Source organism: Mycobacterium kyorinense (genome assembly GCF_001672775.1).
Lineage (GTDB): Bacteria > Actinomycetota > Actinomycetes > Mycobacteriales > Mycobacteriaceae > Mycobacterium > Mycobacterium kyorinense_A.
In genome coordinates this window covers 1-5,902 of record NZ_LZKJ01000040.1, presented here as the reverse complement: position 1 = coordinate 5,902, position 5,902 = coordinate 1, and the positions used below count along the sequence as shown (strand labels likewise).

At 66.1% G+C, this 5,902-nt stretch carries 1 pseudogene; it reads left to right on the top strand.

Annotated elements, in window-relative coordinates:
• A pseudogene (locus A5707_RS03360) lies at positions 1 to 5,902 on the top strand (amino acid adenylation domain-containing protein); the annotation flags it as partial.

Sequence of the window (5,902 nt, the reverse complement as noted above, 5' to 3'; positions counted from 1 at the left end):
CTGTCGCGCACCGTGGGCTGGTTTACCACCAAATACCCGGTGGCGCTGACGATCAGCGGTCTGCATTGGTCGCAAGTGGCCGCCGGTGAGCCGGCATTGGGCCCAATCATCAAGGACGCCAAAGAACAACTGCGTGCCCTGCCCGAGGGTTTGACCTACGGGCTGCTGCGCTACCTCAACCCCGACATCGACCTAACCGGCGCCGACCCCACCATCGGATTCAACTACCTCGGCCGACTAGGCGCGGCTGCGGCGATCGAGGCGGAGGCCGCCGCCGAACTATGGCAGGTCAGCCAGGATGGCGCGGCAATCAGCGCCGCGGCTGCGGCGATCCCAATGCCGTTGGGGCACACCGTCGAACTCAACGCCAGCACCGTCGACAGCGAGGCCGGTCCGCAGCTGCACGCCACTTGGACCTGGGCGCCCTCGGCGCTAGACGAAACCCAAATCCGCCGGCTCAGCCAGCTGTGGTTCGACGCGCTGACCGGCATCTGCGCCCACGTCCGCCAGGGCGGCGGCGGCCTGACCCCCTCCGACATCGCGCCCGCCCGCTTGACCCAACAACAAATCGACGAGCTGACCCGACAACACCGGATCGCCGACGTCTTGCCGCTGACTCCACTGCAACAGGGACTGCTGTTCCACGCCAACGCCACCGCGGGCAGCGACGACGACGACGTCTACGCCATGCAGCTGGACATCACCATCACCGGCCCGTTGGACCCCGGCCGGCTCCGCGAGGCGGTGCACACCGTAGTCAGCCGCCACCCCAACCTGGCTGCCCGATTCATTCAGCAATTCGACGAACCGGTGCAGATCATCCGCGCCGAACCGAGCGTTCCCTGGCAATACCTCGACAGCACAACCGATGACGCCGACGTCGACGAGCAGGTTCAGCAGCTATGTGCCGCCGAACGCGCCGCGGTCTGCGACCTGATTCATCAATCGGCGTTCCGCGCGGCGCTGATTCGCACCGCCGACGGCGAGCACCGCTTCGTTTTGACCTATCACCACATCGTGCTCGACGGGTGGTCGCTGCCGATCCTGCTGCAGGAGATCTTCGCCAGCTACTACGGCCAGCGTCTCCCCGCCGCTGGGTCATACCGCAGGTTCGTGACGTGGTTGGCCGATCGCGACGTCGACGCCGCGCAGACCGCATGGCGCGAAGTCCTGGCCGGGTTCGACACCCCAACGTTGGTCGCTCCGAGGGGCCGGTCGCGACGCGGACGGCGAGCCACCGAATCGTTCCGGCTGCCCGCCGAGACCACCAGCGCCGTCAACGAGTTGGCACGCAGCTGTCGCACCACCGTCAACACCGTCCTGCAAGCCGCCTGGGCGCAAGTGCTGATGTGGCTGACCGGCCACCACGATGTCGCCTTCGGCGTCGCCGTCTCCGGCCGGTCAGTGGAGGTGGCCGGCGCGGAATCGATGGTCGGCCTGCTGATCAACACTGTGCCGGTTCGCGCCACGATCACCCCGGAGACCACCATCGCCGACTTGCTCGACCAGCTGCAAAACGACCACAGCGACACCTTGGATCACCAGCATCTGGCACTCAACGAGATCCACCGCGCCACCGGTCACGATCAACTCTTCGACACGCTTTTCGTGTACCAGAACTATCCGGTGGAAACCGCCGCCAAGCTCACCAACAACGGGTTGGCGATCACCGAGTTCAACGGCCGCGAATACAACCACTACCCACTGACCTTGCAAGCCATGCCCGGCACCGAACTGGTTCTCCGTGTCGAATTTGACACCGACGTGTTCGACGCGAAGCGCATCCACAAAGTCATCGACCGGTTCCAGCGGGTACTGGTAGCCATGACGGACGATTCGGTGCAGCAATCATGAGCCCGGACACCACCCGGCGACTGTTATCGCTGGACCTGCTCGACGAAGACGAGCACAGCGAACTGCATGAGTGGGGCAATCGAGCGGTATTGAGCCGGCCTGCGCCGATGCCGGTATCGATCCCGGCGTTGTTCGCCGAGCGAGTGAGCCGCCACCCGCAGGCGATAGCTCTGACCGCTGCGGAGCGCTCATGGACCTACCGTGAGCTGGACGAGGCCGCGAACCGGTTGGCGCACTTGCTGATTGCTCACGGGATCGGTCCGGGACAACGGGTGGCGTTGCTGTTGCCCCGCTCGGCTGAGGCGATCGTGGCGATCATGGCGGTGCTCAAGACCGGGGCGGCGTACCTGCCGATCGACCCGGCGGTGCCCGACGCGCGGATCAACTTCATGCTCACCGATGCTGCACCCGTCGCCGCGATCACCACGTCGGATCTGGCCGACCGGCTCGGCGAGTTCGAGTTATTGGTCATCGACGCCGACGCCCCCGCGGTCGACGGCCAGCCCAGCACCACGCTGCCCGCGCCGAATCCGGACCACATCGCGTATCTCATTTACACCTCGGGCACCACCGGGGTGCCCAAAGGCGTTGCTATTCCACACCGCAACGTCACCCGGCTGTTAGAGGCGCTGGCCGCTGATCTGACATTGTCCACGGGTCAGGCGTGGACACAGAGCCATTCGCTGGCGTTCGACTTCTCGGTGTGGGAGATCTTCGGCGCACTGCTACATGGCGGCCGGCTGGTGGTGGTGCCCGATTCGGTGGTCCGCTCGCCAGAAGAGTTCCACGCCTTGCTCATCGCTGAGCAGGTCAGCGTTTTGAGCCAGACCCCCTCGGCGTTCTATGTCCTGCAGGCCGTCGACGCCCAACAGCCGGGAAACCAGCTCAAGCTCGAGGCGGTGGTATTCGGCGGCGAAGCGCTCGAACCGCAGCGTCTCGGTTCGTGGCTGGACAACCATCCGCGATCACCGCGGTTGATCAACATGTACGGCATCACCGAGACGACGGTGCACGCGTCGTTCCGGGAGATCGTCGACGCCGACACCGGCCGCACGGTCAGCCCGATCGGTGTGCCGTTGTCGCATTTGGCCTTTTTCGTGCTCGACGGGTGGCTGCGCCCGGTGTCGGAGGGTGTGGTCGGCGAGTTGTATGTGGCCGGCGCCGGGCTGGGCTATGGATACGTAGGCCGTGCCGGGCTGACGTCATCGCGGTTCGTGGCCTGTCCGTTCGCAGAGCCGGGGGAGCCCGGGATACGGATGTATCGCACCGGGGATCTGGTGTCCTGGAGCGCCGAGGGCCAACTGCACTATCAGGGCCGCGCCGATGAGCAGGTCAAGATCCGCGGGTATCGCATCGAGCTCGGCGAAATCCAAGCAGCGCTAGCAGGACTCGACGGCGTCGAGCAGGCGGTGGTGATCGCCCGCGAAGACCATCCCGGTGACAAGCGCCTGGTGGGGTACGTGACCGGGACCGTCGACCCGGCCGGATTACGTGCCGCGCTGGGCGAGCGGCTGCCGGCCTACATGGTGCCGGCCGCAGTGGTGGCATTAGACGTGTTGCCGTTGACGGTCAACGGCAAACTCGACATCCGTGCTCTGCCCGCTCCGGAATACCTGGACGCCGGTCATTACCGCGCCCCGGCTACCCCCACTGAGGAGATCCTGGCCGGCATCTACGCCCGGGTGTTGGGTGTGGAGCGTGTCGGCGCGGACGACTCGTTCTTCGACCTGGGCGGCGATTCGCTATCGGCGATGCGTCTGGTCGCCGCGGTCAACTCCGCCCTGGGCGCCGGCTTGGCGGTGCGAGCGGTGTTCGAGGCGCCCACGGTGGCGCAGCTGGCACCCCATATCGGCGAGGATGAGGGACGGCTGGAGCCGTTGGTGGCTGGCCCGCGGCCAGCGGCAATTCCCCTGTCGTTTGCCCAATCCCGGCTCTGGTTCATCGACCAGCTGCAGGGACCTTCGCCGGTTTACAACTTGGCGGTGGGCTTGCGGCTGGGCGGGCATATTGATGTCGATGCGCTGGGCGCCGCCCTTTCCGATGTGGTGGCCCGCCACGAGAGTCTGCGCACCGTATTCGCCGCCCCCGACGGCGTCCCGCATCAAGTGGTGGTGGCCGCCGATCAGGCCGAATTCGGCTGGGACGTCGTCGATGCCACTGGATGGTCGGCAAGCCGGCTGCAGGAGGCCATCGACGCCGCGGCGCGGCACACCTTCGACCTCGCTACCGAGATTCCTTTGCGGGCAAGGCTTTTCGGCGTCGCTGACGACGACCATGTGTTGGTGGCCGTGGTGCACCACATCGCCGCCGACGGCTGGTCGATCACCCCTCTGGTGGCTGATCTGGCGGTGGCGTATGCCAGTCGATGTGCTGGGGAAGTTCCGCAGTGGGCGGAACTGCCGGTGCAGTACGCCGATTACACGCTGTGGCAGCGAGCGCAGCTCGGCGATCTCGACGACGGCGACAGCCGCATCGCCCAGCAGCTGAAGTCTTGGGAGGACACGCTGGCCGGCATGCCCGAGCGGTTGATGCTGCCAACCGACCGGCCGTACCCGCTGGTGGCTGATCAGCGTGGCGCCAGGGTGGCGGTGGACTGGCCCGCAGAGCTGCAGCACGGGGTTGCCCGGATCGCCGGTGAGCACAATGCGACCGGGTTCATGGTGATGCAGGCCGCCTTGGCGGTGCTGCTGTCCAAGCTGAGCGCGAGTTCTGATGTGGCCGTGGGTTTCCCGATCGCCGGGCGTCGTGATCCGGCCCTTGATCAGCTGGTCGGGTTTTTTGTCAACACATTGGTGCTGCGGGTCGAGCTGGCGGGGGATCCGACTGTTGCCGACGTGCTCGCGCAGGTGCGTACCCGCAGCCTGGCCGCCTATGAGCATCAAGACGTGCCGTTCGAAGTGCTGGTGGAACGGCTCAATCCGACCCGAAGCCTGACCCACCATCCGCTGGTGCAAGTGATGTTGGCCTGGCAGAACGTTCCCGGGCACGCCGGCGACCCGGCCACCGGGCTGGCGTTGGGCGACTTGGAGGTCACCCAGCTGCCGCTGGACACCCACACCGCTCGGATGGATCTCTCGTTCTCGCTGGCCGAACGCTTCACCGAAGCCGGTGAGCCCGCGGGGATTTCCGGGACCGTGGAGTTCCGCACCGACGTGTTCGACCCAGCCAGCATCGAGGCGCTGGTCGAGCGGTTCGAATGGGTCTTGATGGCGATGACCGCCGATCCGGCCCGCCGGGTCTCGTCGATCGATGTGGTCGACGAGAGCGAGCACGCGCGACTGGCGGAGTGGGGCAACCGCCCGGTGTTGGCGGCGCCGAAGCCGGCGGGCATGTCGATTCCGGCATTGTTGGCCGACCATGTGGCGCGTGCTCCCGAGGCAGTGGCGCTTAGTTGTGACAGCCACAGCATGACGTACCGGGAGCTTGACGAGGCCTCGAACCAATTGGCGCACTTGCTGGTTGCCCACAGTGTCGGCCCAGGCGAAAGCGTGGCGCTGCTGTTTTCACGGTCCGTCGAGGCAATTGTGTCGATGCTGGCGGTGCTCAAAACCGGCGCGGCCTATCTACCGATCGATCCGGCAGTGCCCGATGCGCGGCTGGAGTTCGTGCTCGCCGACGCCGCGCCGGTTGTCGCGGTCACCACGTCGGATCTGGCTGATCGGTTGGATGGGTTTGAGTTGTTGGTCATCGACGTCGATGACCCCGCGGTCGACGGCCAGCCCAACACCGCGCTGCCGGCGCCGCACCCGGACGACATCGCCTATCTGATTTACACGTCGGGCACCACCGGTGTTCCCAAGGGCGTGGCGGTTTCGCACCGCAAGGTGGTCGGGTTATTGGACGCGCTGGACGCTGATCTGGAGTTGTCGGCGGGTCAGGTGTGGACACAGTGTCATTCGTTGGCGTTCGACTTCTCGGTGTGGGAGATTTTCGGTGCGCTGCTGCGCGGCGGACGCGTGGTGGTGGTGCCCGATTCGGTGGTCCGCTCGCCCGAGGACTTCTACGCGCTGTTGGTCAAAGAACGCGTCAGTGTGTTGAGCCAGACACC